General features: G+C 38.9%; 19 protein-coding genes. 7 read left to right on the forward strand and 12 right to left on the reverse strand.

From position 1 onward, the window contains the following. Positions 1–167 precede the first annotated feature (167 nt). From KSU66_RS07420 to KSU66_RS07435, 4 genes are all read left to right on the forward strand, one after another. Entirely contained in the window at positions 168–1,541 is a 1,374-nt protein-coding gene (locus KSU66_RS07420) for an FAD-binding oxidoreductase (protein ID WP_443028950.1), read from the forward strand. Positions 1,542–1,572: 31 nt separating this feature from the next. Then, complete coding sequence (locus KSU66_RS07425; protein WP_269050791.1) at positions 1,573–2,604, forward strand: TRAP transporter substrate-binding protein; 1,032 nt, start codon at positions 1,573–1,575, stop codon at positions 2,602–2,604. A 62-nt stretch (positions 2,605–2,666) separates the two neighbouring features. After that, a complete protein-coding gene (locus KSU66_RS07430; RefSeq protein WP_269050792.1) occupies positions 2,667–3,143 on the forward strand; it encodes a TRAP transporter small permease in 477 nt (158 codons plus the stop codon). Next, positions 3,140–4,414, forward strand: coding sequence for a TRAP transporter large permease (locus KSU66_RS07435; RefSeq protein WP_269050793.1), 1,275 nt, complete (start codon positions 3,140–3,142; stop codon positions 4,412–4,414). The genes KSU66_RS07430 and KSU66_RS07435 overlap by 4 nt, the downstream gene beginning before the upstream one ends. A 95-nt stretch (positions 4,415–4,509) precedes the next feature. Here the strand turns inward: KSU66_RS07435 and cobT are convergent, their stop codons facing one another. The 5 genes from cobT to KSU66_RS07460 all read right to left on the reverse strand — a co-directional run bounded on the left by cobT (position 4,510) and on the right by KSU66_RS07460 (position 8,444). After that, positions 4,510–5,550, reverse strand: a complete 1,041-nt coding sequence (gene cobT, locus KSU66_RS07440; RefSeq protein WP_269050794.1) for a nicotinate-nucleotide--dimethylbenzimidazole phosphoribosyltransferase — start codon at positions 5,548–5,550, stop codon at positions 4,510–4,512. A gap of 65 nt (positions 5,551–5,615) precedes the next feature. Then, the gene (cyoE, locus tag KSU66_RS07445) at positions 5,616–6,557 is read right to left on the reverse strand and encodes a heme o synthase (RefSeq protein ID WP_269050795.1); all 942 of its coding nucleotides are present in this window, start codon (positions 6,555–6,557) and stop codon (positions 5,616–5,618) included. A gap of 383 nt (positions 6,558–6,940) precedes the next feature. After that, entirely contained in the window at positions 6,941–7,384 is a 444-nt protein-coding gene (locus tag KSU66_RS07450; RefSeq protein WP_269050796.1) for a HEAT repeat domain-containing protein, read from the reverse strand. 173 nt (positions 7,385–7,557) lie between these two features. Then, positions 7,558–7,746 (reverse strand): hypothetical protein, encoded by a 189-nt coding sequence (locus tag KSU66_RS07455; protein ID WP_269050797.1) that lies wholly within the window; start codon positions 7,744–7,746, stop codon positions 7,558–7,560. Between the two features lie 146 nt (positions 7,747–7,892). Next, on the reverse strand, positions 7,893–8,444 hold the full coding sequence (locus KSU66_RS07460) for a DJ-1/PfpI family protein (RefSeq protein ID WP_269050798.1): 552 nt from the start codon (positions 8,442–8,444) through the stop codon (positions 7,893–7,895). A gap of 210 nt (positions 8,445–8,654) precedes the next feature. On the opposite strand from KSU66_RS07460, the gene KSU66_RS07465 reads away from it, so the two are divergent. The 3 genes from KSU66_RS07465 to KSU66_RS07475 are packed head-to-tail and all read left to right on the forward strand — an operon-like array spanning position 8,655 to position 10,913. Beyond that, positions 8,655–9,392 (forward strand): methionine ABC transporter ATP-binding protein, encoded by a 738-nt coding sequence (locus KSU66_RS07465; protein WP_269050799.1) that lies wholly within the window; start codon positions 8,655–8,657, stop codon positions 9,390–9,392. Beyond that, positions 9,392–10,054, forward strand: coding sequence for a methionine ABC transporter permease (locus KSU66_RS07470; RefSeq protein WP_269050800.1), 663 nt, complete (start codon positions 9,392–9,394; stop codon positions 10,052–10,054). Before KSU66_RS07465 ends, KSU66_RS07470 begins: the two co-directional genes overlap by 1 nt. Positions 10,055–10,067: 13 nt before the next feature. Beyond that, the gene (locus tag KSU66_RS07475; protein ID WP_269050801.1) at positions 10,068–10,913 is read left to right on the forward strand and encodes a MetQ/NlpA family ABC transporter substrate-binding protein; all 846 of its coding nucleotides are present in this window, start codon (positions 10,068–10,070) and stop codon (positions 10,911–10,913) included. 98 nt (positions 10,914–11,011) lie between these two features. Here KSU66_RS07475 and KSU66_RS07480 read toward each other — a convergent pair whose 3' ends face one another. The 7 genes from KSU66_RS07480 to KSU66_RS07510 form a co-directional block, all read right to left on the reverse strand. Next, entirely contained in the window at positions 11,012–12,001 is a 990-nt protein-coding gene (locus KSU66_RS07480) for a YecA family protein (protein WP_269050802.1), read from the reverse strand. 170 nt (positions 12,002–12,171) lie between these two features. After that, entirely contained in the window at positions 12,172–13,266 is a 1,095-nt protein-coding gene (locus KSU66_RS07485; protein WP_269050803.1) for a tetraprenyl-beta-curcumene synthase family protein, read from the reverse strand. A gap of 16 nt (positions 13,267–13,282) precedes the next feature. Next, a complete protein-coding gene (locus KSU66_RS07490) occupies positions 13,283–14,221 on the reverse strand; it encodes an MBL fold metallo-hydrolase (protein ID WP_269050804.1) in 939 nt (312 codons plus the stop codon). 129 nt (positions 14,222–14,350) lie between these two features. Continuing rightward, complete coding sequence (locus KSU66_RS07495) at positions 14,351–15,100, reverse strand: amino acid ABC transporter ATP-binding protein (RefSeq protein ID WP_269050805.1); 750 nt, start codon at positions 15,098–15,100, stop codon at positions 14,351–14,353. Between the two features lie 21 nt (positions 15,101–15,121). Beyond that, the gene (locus tag KSU66_RS07500) at positions 15,122–15,778 is read right to left on the reverse strand and encodes an amino acid ABC transporter permease (protein WP_269050806.1); all 657 of its coding nucleotides are present in this window, start codon (positions 15,776–15,778) and stop codon (positions 15,122–15,124) included. 25 nt (positions 15,779–15,803) lie between these two features. Next, the gene (locus KSU66_RS07505; protein WP_269050807.1) at positions 15,804–16,958 is read right to left on the reverse strand and encodes a saccharopine dehydrogenase family protein; all 1,155 of its coding nucleotides are present in this window, start codon (positions 16,956–16,958) and stop codon (positions 15,804–15,806) included. Between the two features lie 134 nt (positions 16,959–17,092). Then, entirely contained in the window at positions 17,093–17,890 is a 798-nt protein-coding gene (locus tag KSU66_RS07510; RefSeq protein WP_269050808.1) for a transporter substrate-binding domain-containing protein, read from the reverse strand. Positions 17,891–17,931: the final 41 nt, after the last annotated feature.

Genomic DNA, 17,931 nt, shown 5'->3' on the forward strand with positions numbered 1-17,931 from the left:
GTCTGTTTTTTTCCTTAGCCACCGCGCCCGGATTATAACTAACTTTCTTATTCTTTTAAATAGTTTAGAGATTTATTAAATGAATACATTGAATTTTATAGTTTTTACAGTATAATTATCCATGTAGGTATCCAACTATACTGAGTACGAGGGTAATAAAAGAAAGGGTGTGTATATTGAATTATTTAAATGAATTATTGTCTTTCCTACCAAAAGACCAAGTATCAACAAACATCAACGTATTAGAACATCATAGTAAAGACGAGTCATACCATCCACCGAGTCTTCCAGATGTCGTTGTTTTTCCAAGGAATGCTGAAGAAGTCAGTCAAGTCATGAAAATTGCAACTAAACATCACATCCCAGTTGTTCCTTACGGATTAGGGACAAGTTTGGAAGGACATATTATTCCATACGCTGGTGGCATTACACTCGACTTTTCATTAATGGATAAAATACTTGATGTATTACCAGGAGATTTTTTAGTGAAGGTTCAGCCTGGTGTAACAAGATCCCAACTAAATAACGAATTAAAAAAACATGGATTGTTTTTCTCGGTCGATCCGGGTGCCGATGCAACGCTTGGCGGTATGGCGGCTACCAATGCAAGTGGAACAACTTCTGTACGCTATGGAATTATGCGTGACCAAGTTAGGGATTTGGAAGTCGTTTTGGCGGATGGAACGATTATACATACTGGAAATATGGCAGTCAAATCATCGTCGGGTTATAACTTGAATGGGTTATTTGTTGGATCTGAAGGAACATTGGGGTGTTTCACAAAGCTTACATTAAAAGTTTACGGAATCCCCGAGGCAACGGTTGCTGCAAGAGCTTCTTTTACAACAATCGACCAAGCCGTTCAAGCGGTAGTCACGATTTTATCCGCCGGTATTCAAATTGCTAGAATTGAATTGCTTGATGAAAAAACAATGGAACGCGTTAACCGCCATAGTGAAACAAACTACGAAGTGCTTCCTACATTGTTTATGGAATTCCACGGAAATACTGCTGGTTTACAACGGGATGTGGAATTTTCCAAGGAATTATTAGCTGATCTCGGTTGCCAACAATTTAAATTCGAACAAGATACTCGTTCACAAAATCAGTTATGGGAAGCACGCCATAACGTCGCATACGCATACATTCACACCTCCCCCGGTAAAAAGATGATGGTAACGGACGTTTGTTTACCCTTATCCCAGTTGGCCGGTGGAATCGAATATGCTAAAAAGTTAATGGACGACTACTTACTTGAAGGTGGTATTGTAGGTCACGTTGGTGATGGGAATTACCATGTTCTACTTATGTTAAATATGGATGACGCAGAAGAAGTACGTTTAGGAGATAAATTCAATAAAGAAATAGTCGAATATGCCCTACAAAGAGGCGGTTCATGCACTGGCGAACACGGCGTCGGTGTTGGCAAGTTAAAGTATCAAGAAATGGAACACGGTAAGTCATTAGTGGCTATGAAAGCCATTAAGCAGGCACTAGATCCGCTCAATATATTAAATCCAGGCAAACTAATCAATGTATGATGATTGCTATGAAACTTAGGGGGAACTATTAATGAAAAAACAAAAGTTTGGCTTTTTACTAATTATGGCTATGTTATTACTCGTTATTTCGGCTTGTTCGGGTTCAAAAGAAAAATCGGATAAAGATACAAGTTCAAAAAACGATTCAAAATCCGATGAAACATTTACCCTTCAAGCGGGACACTCTTTACCAGAAGATCACCCATACCATCTTGGATTTCTTGAAATGGCAGAAAATGTTGAAAAGCGCACAGACGGTCGTGTCAAGATTGAAGTATTTGCAAACTCCGAAATTGGAGCAGAAAGAGAATTAACAGAAGGTATGACACTTGGAACAGTGGATCTAGTTGTTTCTTCAACGGCTCCAGTAACAAACTTCGTACCAGAATTAAGTGTTCTCGATGTACCGTTTATTTTCAAAGATCGTGATTCAGCTGTAAAAGTGCTAGAAAGTGATATTGGCGAAGAATTATTTGACAAGATGAATGAACATGGAATCATCGGCCTGTCTTGGGCAGAAAATGGATATCGTCATATTACAAACGGTAAACACCCTATCAATAAACCAGAAGATCTAAAAGGACTTAAAATTAGAACACAAGAAAATGAAATTCATATTGCAGCGTTTAAAGAATTAGGTGCCCTACCAACACCAATGGCATGGACAGAAGCATTGACTGGACTACAACAAGGTGTCGTTGACGCACAAGAAAACCCTGCTATCGTTGCAGACCAATTTAAATTATACGAATCAAAACAAAAGTACATGACATTAACAGGACATGTCTACTCTGTTGCTATGTATATGATGAGTCAAAAAGCTTACGACAAACTTCCCGAAGATTTAGCTAAAATCGTTGTAGAAGAAGGTCAGAAAGCGGGTTCAAAAGAACGTGATTTAATCATTGAAATGGAAAAAGAATCAATTCAAGTCCTAAAAGACAACGGTGTTGAAATTATTGAAGATGTAGACCTTGTCCCTTTCCAAGAAGCTGTTAAACCAATCTATTCAAAAGTTGAATTCCAAGATTTATTAAATGATATTATTGCTGCGCAAGAATAATATATAAGTTTGTAAAAGGGAGATCTTTCTTTCTCCCTTTTTTATGTTTAGGAGGAGATCCATTGGACAAGTTCGTGGGCTATATGAATTTTACTATGAAGCATTTTTTAAATATAATAATGGCTGTATTATCTTGTGCCGTATTTGCACAAGTTCTATTTCGTTTCGTCTTCAAACTTCCACTGGCTTGGTCTGAAGAATTAGCTGTTTATTGCTTAGTTTGGATTACTTTTTTAGGTGCGGCCTATGCGCTCTCTCTAAAAGCCCATATAGGTGTTGATTTCTTTGTTGAACGTTTTCCAACTTCTATGAAGAAGTTTTTTTTAATCCTTGCTGCAATTGCTAGTTTTTCATTTTACATAATTTTGATTGTTCAAGGATTCGACTTGGTACAACAATCGTTGAAGCAATTATCTCCCGTTATGAGAATTCCGATGGGCTGGATATACTCAGTTATTCCTATAAGTGGGTTCTTCTTAATCATCAACCTCATCCACTTGTTGGCAAAGGATTTAAAGACAGGGGGTAAAACAGCATGACTGCTCTTTTATTTGCTTTATTAGCTCTTTTATTTTTAATTGGCGTGCCGATTGCGGTCGCATTAGGTATGGCTTCTTCACTTGTTTTTTTAGTAGACGGTCAAGTTTCTTTAATCGTCCTTATGCAAAGAATGTTCAATTCGGTCGCATCGTTCCCATTACTCGCCATTCCATTCTTTATTTTAGCCGGAAAGTTAATGGAAAACGGTGGAATATCTAGACGGTTAATTCATCTAGCAAACGTTATGTTCGGACGTGTAACTGGTGGACTTGCGATTGTATCCATTATTGCTTGTGCATTTTTTGCAGCAATTTCTGGATCAGCCGCCGCAACAACAGCAGCTGTCGGTTCACTTCTAATTCCGGCTATGATAAAGAAAGGCTATGATAAAAGCTTTTCTACAGCTGTACAAGCGGCCGGTGGAACAATCGGTGTAATGATTCCACCAAGTGTTCCACTTGTTTTATATGGAGTATCTGCAGGTGTGTCTATCAGTTCCCTTTTCATCGCCGGAATCATTCCAGGCATTCTTGTTGTTGTCTCGCTTTTAATTCTAGTTTATGTTATTTCACTTAGAAAAGGCTATGGTGGCGGAGAAAAGTTCACGATAATGGAATTTTTCAAAGCGTTCGCGGATGCTATTTTAGCGATACTTATGCCTGTAATTATTTTAGGCGGGATTTACGGAGGGATTTTCACACCAACTGAAGCGGCAGTCGTAGCCGTTTTCTATGGCTTAATTGTCGGAGTATTTATCTACAAAGAAATCAAATTAAAAGATTTGATAGAGATTTTCTCTTCCTCTGTCGTTGTCTCCGCAGTCATTATGTTTATCATCGCGGGTGCTTCGATATTTGGTTACTATTTAACAAGGGCGCGGGTCCCAAGGGAAATAACAGAAGTTGTACTTGGTGTGACGGATAACTGGATTATCGCCTTGTTAATTATTAATGTTTTACTACTTTTCATCGGAACCTTCTTAGAAACGTCCGCGGCAATTATTATTTTGACGCCGATTCTTGTGCCAATCGTAAGTGCCCTTGGAATTGATTTGGTTCACTTCGGTATCATTATGATTTTCAACTTAGCAATTGGCTTCATCACACCACCGGTAGGCCTAAACTTATTTATCGCTGCAAATATAGCGGGAACGAAATTTGAAAGCTTGATAAAAGCCATTATTCCGTTCATCATCATTATGATTCTTGATATTCTCATCATTTCATTCATTCCATCAATCAGTCTGTTTTTAGGTGGCTTTATGAAGTAATAAGAAAATCGACAACGCCTAGGTTGACATACTAAAAAAGCGGACTCAATTTCTATTAGTAGAAATTGAGTCCGCTTTCCATATTTCACAATTCGTTATTCTTCTTTCCCCGATACGCCGGCACTTTCAAATGTCGCCATTTCTTTCACCATGTTAACTGCGGATTGCAAGATTGGAAAGGCAACCGCCGCCCCTGTTCCCTCACCAAGACGCATTTTTAATTGTATCAATGGATCTTTATCTAAATGCTTAATGGCTGTTAGGTGTCCAGGTTCAACCGACTGATGCGATAAAATCATATAATCCGCCGCTTGTGGTGATAGTAGTTGAGCTACACAACCAGCTACTGTACATATAAACCCATCGAGAAGAACTGGCACCCGTTTTTCCGCCGCTGCAATCATAGCACCAGCCATGGCTGCTATCTCAAGACCGCCTACTTTAGATAGAATATCAATCGCATCTGTTGAATCCGGTTTATGATAATCGATTGCTTCTCGAATAACTTCAATCTTATGCGTATATTGGTCACTCGAAATTCCTGTTCCATAACCGACAATCGAAGCAGGGTCCGCACCAGTTATCACGGCTAGTACCGCACTACTCGTAGTCGTGTTACCAATACCGACTTCACCAATGATTAGGCACTTAACGCCACTTTCAATCAAATGACTGGCTTCTTCGTGGCCAGTAGATACAGCTTTTTCTGCCTCTTCCCGTGTCATCGCCTTTTCAGTCAAAAAGCTAGCCGTACCCGGGCGGACTTTTCTATGTATTACTTGTTCTTCTAATACCTCGCTTGCAACTCCAACATCAACAACTCTAAAGCTAGCGCCTATTTGCCTACCAAAAACATTAATGGCCGCCCCACCTTCCACAATATTAGTGACCATTTGCTTTGTCACTTCCTGTGGAAAGGCAGACACACCTTCTTTTGCAATCCCATGATCGGCTGCAAACACAATTACTCCAGGTGGGGTCACTTCAGGGAATGGCTCCCCCGTTATTTCCGCAAGCTGAATCGCAACTTCTTCAAGTCTTCCTAAACTCCCCACCGGTTTTAACAATGTGTCAATATAAACCGCTGCTTTTTTTCCCGCTTCCATATGTAAAGAAGCAATATTTGGCTGTATCATCTACTTCCTCCCTTTCTAATACAAATCGTTTTTGTGAAAATAAGATAACTATCTGCTTGCTTACATTAGTTGAAAATCGGCATTGTAACTACAATCATCATTATAAACAAGATCGCTATATAATTTACTGAAATAAGGAAAATCATTCGTGCCCATTTAATATCGTCTTTCACGAAAAAACCTGTGAAACTTGCCACTAAAAAACTAATGTTTAGCATCGTAGCGATTATTAGAAAGACTGTTCCTAGTGATGCCAGAAAAAATGGTAACGGAAGTAAGCAAGCAACATAAATGACAATTTGTCGCTTAGTAAACTCGACCCCACGCAGAACTGGTAGCATCGCAACTCCGGCGGCCTTATATTCATCATGCCTTCTTATTGCAATAGCAAACGTGTGAGGCATTTGCCATATAAACAAGATTAGGGCCAAAACAATCGGAACGTAATGATAACTTGGCGCGATTGCCGCCCATCCGATTAAAGGAGTAACTGCCCCTGAAAAACTACCAATGACCGTATTAAGTGTATACTTACGCTTTGACCAGAATGTATACAGTACAACATAAGTAAACCACCCAATAAAGGCATAAGCCGTTGCTTCCCATGTAGTAAAGGCTATAAGAATCATACCGATCAACGAGATTATAATTCCCATTGCTAATACTGTTTTCAGTGAAATTGTGCCTGTAACTGTTGGACGCTTTTTTGTTCTGCTCATTTCCTTGTCCAAATCAACTTCGTACCAGTTATTAAGCAAAAGCGCCCCACCCATAACTAATGTACTGCCAATAATCGTTAGTAAAAATACATCCCATTTAGCAGTAAAAGCAGTATTCGTAAAATAAAGGGCTAAACAGAAACCCGTAAATACGGGAAGAACATTAGATACCAATACGAGTCCTTTAAACAGAGATATTAAATCAGAAATTAAATTTAGGATTGTTCGCTTATTCGATGGAGTTGACTTTTCAACCTTCCGCCAAGAAGATATTTGTTCTACACTCATTCATTATTCTCTCCTTAAAACGTTAAATGCTCAACATATGAATACAATCTTCTTACCAAATTGCATACTAACTTCTAGTTTACTATTACCGCCGTTGTAAAACAAAGGAATACTTTATGACAAATAAAAGGCGGGTAAACTTAACGTGAAAATTAATACAATAAAGGACTTTATAAGTTCATCGCGAAGTATTTAAGCACTATTAAATCGGACCTATGGGTGAAGCTAATGATCAAGCTTCTTAGATTATAGGCGTCGCCCTTCCTGTAGACTGTGGGCAAACAGCCAAGTAACCGAATATTTATTTAAAATAGCGTAAAAAAGCGATTGCATAATAAGTGCAATCGCTTTTTCCTATTTATAAATTGAAATTCTTAGCGAACTTATTTCTTCGTAGCCGTTTCCCATACATTTTCAAGCCACTGATCAAAATCAGTACCCTTATCCCCTTCATACGTGTCATATAAATCCAATCTCATGTTTTTCAACTTCTCCTTGAACTCTTCATACGTATGGCCCGCAGGTAAACTTTTCTTAATTCTAGGGAACACTTTAGTAGCGTCTTTAATCAAATCGCCTTTCTTCCTTGGCGGCAATTCAACATCTTCACCAAACTGTTCAAGTTTATTAAATGCAGCTTCTTGCACTTTATAGACAGTATCGTTAATCATTCTATGCGTTAGTACATCGATGGTCCTTTTATGTTTCCATTGACCTAACTCTTCAATAGCTTCAAGACGTTCTTTCCAATTCGAGTTTCGATTCGCGGATTTCTTTAGTTCTTCGTAGTTCGGTGGCAATTCATTTTTAATTAGTTCGTTCGTCATTTAATTCAATCTCCTTCTAAATCAATCTTCTATTTATATAAATACTTATATATAGAAATTCTCTACTATGTATTGTATCATTATCTGTTGAAGCATAACCTATTTAACGCTTTATTATTTTTTTAGACATAAAAAAAGCAAATCAAAAACATAATCGATTTGCTTTTTATACATTATGAACCAACTTTTCTACGGGTGCTCGTAACTTTTTTTGATTGTTGGCTTTGCATTTTTTTTGCAGATTGTGTTCCTTTTCCTTTTACATTACTACCAGAAGTTTGATTTTTCTTCGCTTCTAACTGTTTTTGTATTGCTTCTTTCAAGCTAACTTTTGTCTTTGGTGTTTCTTTATTTTCTGTCATATCCTAGCCTCCCAACTAATAAATCAATGTTAGTTTCCATTATACTCGAATCTTTATTAATTTACTTATATCTTTCACTACAATTAATACGCAAGTTACAAAATAAGCATACTCCATCAAAGCATAGGATGTGCTTATCTCTAATTCTACTTCAATAGTTGAATGAATTCACGCATGAAACCGGGTAAATCGGGCCAAGCGTGACCTGAAACGAGGTTCCCGTCCGTGTGTAATGGCTCTTCAATATATGTAGCTCCACACGCTATGACATCCGGTTTACAAGCAATATAAGCAGTATACTCCCGCCCCCTCATCAGATCAGGAACAATAGATAACACTTGGGCTGCGTGACATATTGTGCCCACTGGCTTATTCTCCTCGAAAAAATGGCGAACAATGTTCGGAAGTGCTTCATCCAATCGAATGTATTCAGGTGCACGGCCCCCTGGAATAATCAATCCATCATATTCTGTAGGATCAATATCAGCAAATGCAGCATGAGAATCTAGCCCATATGCGGGCTTTTCCACATACGTTTCCATGCCTTCAATAAAATCATGTGTAACAGTATAAAGTTTTTTCACAGAAGGCGAAGCAATCGTTACGTCAAACCCCTCTTCAAGACAGCGGTAATAAGGATAAAATATTTCCAAAGCTTCTACTCCATCACCAGAAACAATTAACACCTTTTTACTCACAAACAAAACCTCCATTCAATTTTTATCACACAGCATTGCAACGTTCATATAGACCTTTCGCATAATCTATTTCGACATTTCCAAACGATTCCCCTCTTTTATTGTTGCTTCCCATAATAGGCTCTTAAATTTATTTCAATCGAATTATATTTATTCTCGCCAATTGCTTTTAATGGTATAGTAATAGATGGAGGTAAGGAGGTCCTTTAAATGATTGAACTTAACTCGGTGGAGAAAAAGTTTGGAGATGTATTGGCAGTCCATTCTATGTCGATCAAAATCAAAAAAGGTGAGATTCACGGAATTGTCGGGACCAGTGGTGCCGGTAAATCCACATTAGTCCGGATCATGAACCTTTTGGAAAGACCGGATCACGGAACTGTCCGCGTCGGGGAGAAAGTTTTGACCAGTTTATCCGAAAAAGAATTGCGTAAAGCAAGACAAAATATCGGGATGATTTTCCAGCAGTTTCAACTCGTCCTCAATCGAACAGTTGCCGAGAATGTAGCAATGCCTTTGGAATTAATCGGTGTTCCGAAAAAAGAACGAGCAAAAAGGGTCGAAGAATGTCTGCGGTTTGTAGGGATTTTCGATAAAAAAGACGCTTACCCTTCCCAACTAAGCGGTGGACAAAAACAACGTGTTGCAATTGCAAGGGCTTTGGCAAACAAGCCCGCGGTTTTATTATGTGATGAACCAACATCTTCACTTGATCCAAAGACGACGACTGAAGTATTACAAGTACTGCGCCATATTAAGGAGACATTAGGTGTTACGATTGTTATTGTTACCCACGAGATGGACGTCGTAAAAAGTATTTGTGAACACGTTTCGATTATGAAAGACGGTCAACTCGTTGATAGCTTTGCAATCACGCCTCAAGGATTAAACAAAAATGAAGATTATTACATAGAAGACTTGAGAAGAATCGCGGTGGTGAAAGCGTAATGGAAAAAGTAATTGAATATCAATCCGAAATTTGGCTTTCCATCGGCCAAACGTTCATCATGGTCGGCATTTCCCTACTTGCTGCGATTCTCATTGGATTGCCCTTAGGTACGTATCTATATTTAAGTCGACGTGGGAATTTGTACGAAAACAAATTTCTATTTGCGATTCTAGATACATTTGTGAATGTCGTTCGCTCATTTCCATTTCTCCTGCTAGTTGTATTTTTAATTCCTTTTACTCGCTTTGTAATCGGAACAGCTATTGGTACAATGGCCGCAACCGTTCCATTGTCCATTATTTCAATCGCTTATTATGCACGGCTAGTCGAACAATCGTTGTTGGACGTGCCGAAAGGAATCATTGAAGCTGCGGTTTCAATGGGCGCTTCAAAAACCCAAATCATTTTCAAATTTCTTTACCGGGAAGCTCGCTCGGGGCTCGTTTTCGGGTTAACTACCGCAACAATTAGTTTCATATCCTACTCGACCGTAATGGGAATTGTCGGTGGTGGAGGTGTAGGTGATTTTGCAATTCGATACGGATACCAACGTTTCGAAACAGAACTGATGACGTTCACTATCATAATGATGGTAATCCTCGTGCAATTTATCCAAGTTATCGGAACTAGTGTTTCAAAAAAAATAGACAAACGTTCATAGAAAAGGAGTTTTTATGTTGAAAAAGTTATTTGTTTTGTTGTTTGCTTCGGTTCTTTTACTAGCTGCTTGTGGGTCCGGTAAAGAAACGGATACAGGTAAGGAAAAAGAAGATCTAGATCCAGGAAATAAGGCTGAAGAAATTACTAAAATCCGCGTTGCTTCACTTATCCCACCAATGACGGATATGCTTGAAATTGTAAAACCTTTACTTAAAGAAGACGGTATTGAAATGGAAATCGTAATCCTATCGGATAATATTCAACCAAACTCTGCTTTAGCAAATAAAGAAGTAGACGCAAACTTTTTCCAACACCCTCCATATATGGAGATGTTCAATGAAGCAAACGATTCCAACTTGGTAATGATACAACCTGTCTATCATGCAATTTTGGGCGCTTACTCTACTAAATATGATAGCCTCGATGAGTTACCAGAAGGTGCACAAGTAGCTATTCCAAACGACTCTTCTAATATTGCACGTTCTTTGCAATTACTTGAAAAAGGCGACTTAATTAAATTAGCTGAAGGTGTCGGTCTCGAAGCTACAGTAAAAGATATTACTGACAACCCGAAAAACCTTAAATTTATCGAAGTTGACTTATTAATGCTTGCACGTTCAATCGATGACGTCGACCTAGTTACAATGCTTCCTGCTTATGCAGAACCGCTTGGACTAACGCCGGTAAACGATTCGTTGATCGATGAAGGTGAATCGGCATTCCCAATCTCCCTTATGGCACGTGAAGACAATAAGGATTCGGAAGCGATTCAGAAATTAGCTAAGCATCTTTCAGGCCCAGAAGTTAAAGCGTTTCTAGAAGAAAATTTTGCCGATATTGCAACTCCAGCATTTGAATAATTAATACACCAAAAGGAGCTACGGACCGCAATGGTTTGTAGCTCCTTTTCCACTTAAACACTTACCCTTGCCATTTTCAATAAGCTTTTACAATTCCTTCATTCTTCGCTTTTATAATAAGTAATGATGTCGTTATAATACCGGTTTAATGACGAAGTAGATACGCCAAACCAATCAGCAATTTCTTTTACTGTCATATCCAACGACTCAAAAAATGCATTATCTTGACCAAATCGAATTGCGCCAGCTGCAATTGCTACATCTTTTCTTGCATTCGGCTGTTTCTCTACTAAAAAGTCTTCTATTATCTCTAACAGTTCTTCAGAATCCCGATCATTTTTCTCTAAAAACTCTATCGCCTTTTGTAGAACACCCGCTTCAAAGTTGGTGAATTCTCCTCCATCATACCCATCTTCCCCAAGTAATTTCCAAAATGCAATTTCATTTTCTTTCAAAAATGCAGAAACCGATTGTTCTTTTTGAGATTCAAATTGCGCAACGAACTTCTCGAATACTTTACTATGGTCCGTAGGGAAAAATATCAAACTAGATACGGCCAAATAATGATTTTCCTTGGAGGTGCCATCCGGTAAAATGAAACAGTAAAGATGGACGCCTACTGGGACAGGTTTTTCACTTTCACGTCTCAAAAGAATTGTCTCATCTTCCATAATGTTTTTCACAGACATATAATTGTCATCCACTGCGACTACTTCACCGATGAATATACGCGGATCACGCCATGTATTTAACACTTTTTCTACAGTGGGACGGATCACTTTCTTCTGTTGTTTTCCTAAATAACCCTTCCATATTTCTGGTTTATGATGGAAAAAGAATTCGTCTAATACAATGGCTTCAATCATTTCCTCAACATAATATGTATCTAATTGCCCAGACCACTTTTTAACAACAGCCATGAACTCGTTTATGTCTTTTCGTTCAGGATACTCTTCATAAAAAGTTTGCAAGATTCTCTCTAACTCTTCTGATTGCACCTCTTCTATTGATACAGCCTGTTTCGATTCACAACATTTTTTATACTTCTTCCCGCTCCCACACAAACACGGATCATTACGTCCTATCATACGAACACTTCCCTTTTCCAATAAAGATATTCATCTAGTTTACCACGTTTACACATGATTTTAGATGTAATCTATAATTGAAACACTTCTGTAAATAATCACAACAATCCCTTTAGCAAAATACAAGAAGTAGAAATCGTGAAATCTCAACAGGAATTGCTAAAAATATTTCAACTAGACACAAGTTTCCCCTTCGAACCCCTAACCCGTTGTTGAATCCATCTGTATGTCCGCCCATTCCAATAGAAAAAGCGACTTACTTTTCCACCTTGCTTCATGACTTTTTTCGCAAGTATTTTGACTACTTTTTGCTCATTCACTTTCCCATCCGATAAATAAATACCAAGCAACCCTCTAACAATCAACCTATGAAACTTTTTATCCGGCAAGCCACTCGTATGTTTGTCGGCCTCGTGTAAAAAATGAATAAGTCTTTCAGTTAACTCTTCGTCATCCGCATAATAAAAACAAAAATTCAAATCGCCGCCTTCACGATCTTCTTCTTGATCAATGAAGTAATCCAACAAAATATGCAAACCTTGTATATAAGGAAAATAGCCCTCTCGAATCATATCCGCATGTTGAATTTCAAAATCATCCCGCAATGTATAAGAAACGAGACAAAAAATTCCTAAAGTCGAACCAGAACAGGCAGAAAATTCATACCAACTCATTTCTGGCAAAATACTCTTATTTTGTTTATACCAGTTTTTCAACCTTACTTCCCGTTCCTCTATACGCACATGTTTATGGATTTGCAAATCGCAATAATATCCGCATAGTTCGAGTAAATATGGCTGAATCGTTTCGTAATTCGGCACATCACTTAAAACGGACTGACATGTTTGCATCAGTTCTACTAAATAGCCACCATCTTCTTGATCTTCACGAAACCGGTAATATGAACGCGGCTGTGCACCGACTGTTAGTGCATCGGTCATTGATTCATGTAAGGCAGAAAAATCATCTGGATCAAGGGAAGTACTTCTATCGCATAGATTATCCAAGTAATCACTAATCGTTTGATAAGCGACGATGAACTTAATGGCGTTGGCTCTTTTTCCAAGCGCGGTCAACGCCATTATCGATCCCCCTTCGCAATGAAATGTTTTGTGGGAAATACTCGCCAATGCCTGTCCCTTTAGCTCTTGATTTGGAATTTCTTCCGCACGCTTTTTCCAAAACTTTAGCTCCTCATGCACCGCTGGCATAATCCCACGGTATACTTGTGTCATTAAAGATATTGGATTTAAAGGTACAGTCATCTTTTTAGCACCCCATTCATTTTGCTAAGTAATCCATAATTCCCATCGCACTTACTTGCATATCGACTTCGATTAAATAATACACTTCATGGTCATCACTGACATTCAAGCTCCTCAAATGTTTCCTTACTTGGCTGAACAATCGTTGCGATAATTCTTCATGATCCTTTCCTTCCGCAACGACTGCTTCTCCTTCTTCCATGAAAAGTACAAGCCACTCGGATACTTGTCGAAGTGCTTCTTTTGGGTCGTTAGTCATCCCGTAATGACCGAAGTAAATTGAAGTTAGATTCATCTTCTCCATTCTTTCGATTGCAACATTCATTTCCGAAGGATCAAATTGGTTTGGTGAAGTAGAAGGAAGGAACAAATCAACCCCATTACCAATCAATTGCTCATAACGAATACCGACCGTATCCCCTGTAAACATGCCATTACTCACCGGATCATAAATACTAAAATGGTGTTTCGCATGTCCCGGGGTATCGAAAAATGTTAACGTACAATTTGGACCGATTTTCAACGTATCTCCTTCATCTTTAATGAGTAGTCGACTTTCATCTATCGGAACAACCGGGTCAAATAGTTCTGAAAATCGTTCGCCGTACACCATTTGGGCACCTGCTACTAATCTTTCCGGCGCCGCCAAATGCCTTGCCCCCCGTGGATGGACAACAACCGTAGCATTTGGACATTCCTGAACGAGTAATCCCGCCCCTCCGGCATGATCCAAATGAATATGGGTAACGATTATGTATTTCACTTGGCGAAGCGAAAAGCCTAATGCTTTCAATCCTTTTTTCACATGCTTCACCGACGGACTTGGACCGGTATCAACAATTGTTAACTCTTCTTCATCAATGACATACGTTCCAGTGCGTCCAGCTACGCCCAAATCAAATCCGTCAATTAAGTGAACCCTATCATTCAATCGCAAAGGATAGTTCGTATCCATAATGGTAGCCCCCCAAGTATATTATTAAGTCTGATTATTCTAGTATACTTGATAATCTACCTTTAGCAAATTTGTCTGAATAAGGAAAACTTCAAATGACTGCCTAGCAAAATAGACAGTCACTTTTCATTATTCGACTTGAGATAAGAATCTTCTCGTTCTTTCCTCTTTTGGAGAATGAAAAATTTCTTCTGATGTACCTGTCTCAACAATAAATCCTTCATCCATAAAAACAACTCTGTCAGCGACATCTTTTGCGAAGTTCATTTCGTGTGTAACGATGATCATCGTCATTCCTTCTTGGGCCAAGTCTTTAATAACTTGAAGTACCTCTCTTACAAGTTCAGGGTCCAATGCAGAAGTCGGTTCATCATAGAGCATGACTAACGGATTCAATGCCAGTGACCTAGCGATTGCGACACGTTGTTGTTGGCCGCCCGACAGTTGAACCGGATAGTGATTCATATGATCTTCGAGGCCTACTTTAACAAGCAGTGATTTTGCTAACTTCTTTGCTTCTTCCTTACTCGTCCCGTGAATAACAATTGGTCCTTCCATTATATTTTCAAGCGCTGTTTTATGTGGAAATAGATTGAACGACTGAAAGACAAAACCGGTTTTTTTCCGTAACTCTCTTATCTCTTTTTTACGTTTTCCATTTATTTTTCCGCCTGCCTGTACTTTGAATTCACCAATTTGTATAATTCCATCAGACGGCTCTTCTAAGAATGTTAAACATCGCAACAAAGTTGATTTTCCAGAACCACTTGGCCCCATGATAACGACCACTTCACTTTTATTTATCGTTAAATCAATTCCTTGTAAAACTTTATTCAAACCAAAGTTCTTTTTTAAGTCAGTAATTTGAATGAGGCTCATTGCCCTCTCCTCTAATTCGTATTATCGAACTAAGTGTTTAGATGTACGAGCTTCCATTTTGTCCAATAGCATTGTAAGTAAAGTAATTAACATCCAGTAAATCGCCGCAGCGAGTAAATAAATCGTTAAAGGTTCAAACGTTTTTGCGATAATCAGACTCGACATTTGTAATAATTCCGTTACGGTGATAACTGAAACGAGAGAGGTATCTTTTATAAGTATGATAAATGAGTTAGATAAGGTTGGAATTGCAATTCGAAGGCTTTGCGGTAAAATAATTCTTCGTAACGCTTGTGAATAGGTCATTCCCATCGACATAGCCGCTTCCATTTGTCCGTTATCCACAGCAAGAATGGATGCGCGAAATGATTCGGAAAGGTACGCACCCGCATTTAAACTTAACGCCAATATCCCAGAAGAAATCGGATCTAATGCAAGTCCTATTTGTGACAGCCCGTAGTAAATAACAAAGATTTGAACTAGGAGTGGCGTTCCACGAATAATCGAAACATAAGTGCTCGCAATTCCGTTTACTATCCGCACTTTTAAAATTCGTACGATTGCAGTAAAAAATCCAATAATTAGTGCAATTAGTATCGATATACCTGCCAAAAAGATTGTCATTAACGTTGCTTTTAGTAGAGATGGCAATGAATCAATGATAATCGTAGCGTCCATGCATCCTCCTCCTGTTGGCCAAACTTTACATAACGACTTCTTCTATGCACTCAATTTCGACACCCAAATGATTCAATTCATCAATAAATGGCTGAAACCTTTCCCTTATAAATAAACTTTCTACTGGGACAACGCCCGTTTCCGTTATTTTTTTCAGTGCAATCCACTTGGCGGCTAGTGCCGCTGGAAGTGCAGTTGTCTTTGCCATCGAAGTGATATTTCTCCCATGATCATATCCGTCAATCATTTCCCATGTATACTTTGTCGATTTTCCATCCTTAACGCCGCTTACTTCTACTCTCACGACCGTAATATCTTCAGTGGAATCACCACTCATTTTTGGGACAAGAACTTTTTCCGAAAGGGCTCGTGGAGTTGTAGTAATGCCATTGATTTCAATCGGATCCATGTCGAGAAAACCCAATTCGTTTAACACACGCATTTTTTCCCAATGTCCCGGATAACGAACTGTTTTCTCATATAGATTTTCTACTTTATCTTTTAACATGAACGCTGTGCTATGCGCATCTGTAATGACTGTTTCACAGACACCTACGGGATCCGGAAAAGTCACTTTTTCCAGTCTTGAAAGAGGCGGCAATTTAACAAGTTTCCCCTCTGCAATGGCCATCGCAGGTTTCGTATAAAGCCCCAACACACTTTCTAAACTGAACACAACTTGATACCACAAAGGTGGGACAGGATATCTAGGTATTCCACCACAAGTCATAACAGCTTCTTCCGCTTTGTCGAGCATTTCAATTCCTTGTGCCGCCAAAAAGTTTGTGATACCTGGTGCAACTCCACATCCCGGCACAATAATTACACCCGCGTCTTGGGCTTCTTGATGCAATGCCATTTTCTCAGTAAATTGGGACCCAACAAGATCTACTAAATGGCACTTAGAAGCGATAGCCGCCTTCACCGCAATCAAACTTAACGAATGAGGCAAACAGCCCACAGCTACATCCGCATCTTTTAACATCTTTCCAATGTCTTCTTCAGTTGCCAATGATGCGGTTCTACCCGTCACCTTTGGATTGTTTGCAGTTTCCAAACATTTATCAATACTCGCTTGTCTTACATCCACTGCCGTTACCGCGTCTATCCCATCGAATTTCGCAATTTCACTAACTACCGTCGTACCTATCATCCCTGTTCCCAAAACAACAATATGCAAAGCTATCACTCCCTAGTTTATATAGGTTGATCAAATGAATAGATGTGAAAAACCAAGCGATAGTGCCTTTCTAGTGGCAACCTAGCTTATCGCGGGAGGCATCCACAAAGCGCCGCAGCGAGTTAGGAGGACAATCAATTTTCCAAAGGATCTGTCCCGAACCATTTTTTATAAATTGTATTATACGTTCCGTCTTCTTTCATTTCGTTCAGTGCTTCGTTTACTTTTCCAATAAAGTCTTCGTTCCCTTTATTCACAGCCATTCCAATTTCATCTTTATTGACAATGTCGCTGGCAATTTTAATGGGCAAATTATTTTCTTTAATATTATAGCTGATAAGAAGTTGGTCATTGATAATAACATCCAATCTTTTGTTCTGAAGGTCTTGAATGTAATCATTTACTGCTTTGTATAATTTAACGTCTGCTCCGTCAACACTATTGGCAACTTCTTCGAAAGTCGTGCCACCGCCAACGCCAACTTTCTTCCCTTTAAGATCCTCAAGCTTTGTAATATCGGTCGTTTCTTCCCGTGTAATTAAGACAGAACCCGTTATGACATAAGGGTCTGTGAAATCGACACTCTTTTTTCTTTCCTCTGTTACGGTCATTTGACCAATGATAATATCAAATTTATCCGCCTTCAATCCGCCGATCAAACCATCCCACTTTGTCGCGATGAAATTTGCTTCTGCACCTAATCTTTCAGCAATTTCATTGGATATATCTACGTCGAAGCCTTGAAACTCGTCTTTATCGTCTAAAAAGTTAAATGGTGGATATGTGCCTTCGAATGCAACATTTAGAACTTTAGATTTCTCTATACGATCTAGGACGCTTTTACTACTTGTCTTTTTTCCTCCCGCACCACATCCAGCGACAATACTAACTATAAAAACGGTTATGATAAGCAATATTAGATTCTTCTTCACCCAACTTCCCCCTTTTAATTGCAATTGAACGAATCCTTATC

The sequence above is a fragment of the Sporosarcina sp. G11-34 genome (assembly GCF_026931025.1).